1 protein-coding gene, 1 tRNA gene and 1 rRNA gene are annotated in these 1,248 nt (G+C 30.4%); all 3 read left to right on the top strand.

Translation table 11 applies throughout. From position 1 onward, the window contains the following. Window positions 1-106 (top strand): 5S ribosomal RNA (rrf, locus tag KPL55_RS25705); the annotation flags it as partial. 8 nt (window positions 107-114) lie between these two features. Then, window positions 115-191: transfer RNA gene (locus KPL55_RS25700), tRNA-Ile, on the top strand. A gap of 86 nt (window positions 192-277) precedes the next feature. After that, window positions 278-475 carry a hypothetical protein gene (locus tag KPL55_RS25695; RefSeq protein WP_216309583.1) on the top strand — a complete coding sequence of 66 codons (198 nt, stop codon included), beginning with the start codon at window positions 278-280 and terminating at the stop codon, window positions 473-475. The last annotated feature ends 773 nt before the right edge of the window (window positions 476-1,248 follow it).

Raw genomic sequence — 1,248 nt, 5'->3', positions numbered from 1 at the left:
TGGCATGAAGGTAACACCCGTTCCCATACCGAACACGAAGGTTAAGCTTCAATGCGCCGATGGTACTGCAGGGGTGACCTTGTGGAAGAGTAGGTTGTCGCCAGGTAAACACATGGATCTTTAGCTCAGCTGGTTAGAGCTACCGGCTCATAACCGGTCGGTCCGGGGTTCGAGTCCCTGAAGGTCCACCATAAATAACAGTTTAAATTAAACTGTTATTTTTTATTTTTTGGAAAATATGATTAATAACAAAAACAATTTAGTGGGGGGACAACAAATGATGATTGTAAGTTTTCTTTTAATAGGTTGGATATTAAATTGGTTTAAGTTTAGTAAGATCTTTATTCAGGCGTTTAAAGAGCTATTCAAAAAAGAAATCACTATTGCGAGTTATTATTTTATATTCTTTTGTATTGGTACAATTAGCGACTTTATTTTAGTTATTAATGGAGCATATAATGTTATATTGAAATAGTTGAAAATGATAATTAATTATAATTTGATGATTCAAGTTGTGTAAAATACGAAATTGACAATACCCCCAATTGTAGGATAATAAAACTATGATTGGGGGTATTGTTATATCAATAGTAAAAAGTAAAAAATGATTTAATTCTGCAATTTTCAATGAAGTGGTTTCAGTTATCTGAGCTTCACTGGTACGTATATAAAAGCACACGAGGCTGAGGGTTATGAAAATATGATGATTATTTGCGGAAGATTTGATGTAGTGTTGATATAATAATTAATAATAGTACTATTTTAATAAATTAAAGACAACCTATAATAAGGAGAATTTAGGTGTAAATGCTTAGAAACTTATTCTGGCGTGTCCATACATGTAATACGTAGGGTTTAAGAGTAATATACAGTAAATGAATAATAACATTGTTAGGTTAATAGTAGTAAGATTATAGTACTATGTTATTATGATAGAATACTCCTTGTCGTCACAAACGAGTGGCACAAAAGTAAAATGTTAATTAATATTTAGATGGTTGTCAAATCGAATATTTATTTAAAAGAATTAGTTGACAAAACAAGAAATACCTAGTAATATAGTAGAAGTCGTCGGATGATGACAAACAAATTGGTCTTTGAAAATTAAACAGAGAAATAGGTAAACTTAGCAAAATTTATTTTGTTAAACCAGTCAATTACTTTAGTATAAAGTAAAATTTAGTCGTAAGACTAAAAGTATGTAATGAGCTTGAGTAACAACTTAACAGTTGTCTCAGATTAATTATT

This window comes from Clostridium lacusfryxellense (assembly GCF_018861735.1).
GTDB classification, from domain to species: Bacteria; Bacillota; Clostridia; order Clostridiales; family Clostridiaceae; genus Clostridium_AD; species Clostridium_AD lacusfryxellense.
Note: the sequence above shows the minus strand (reverse complement) of the source record. Positions and strands in the feature narration are given on the sequence as shown.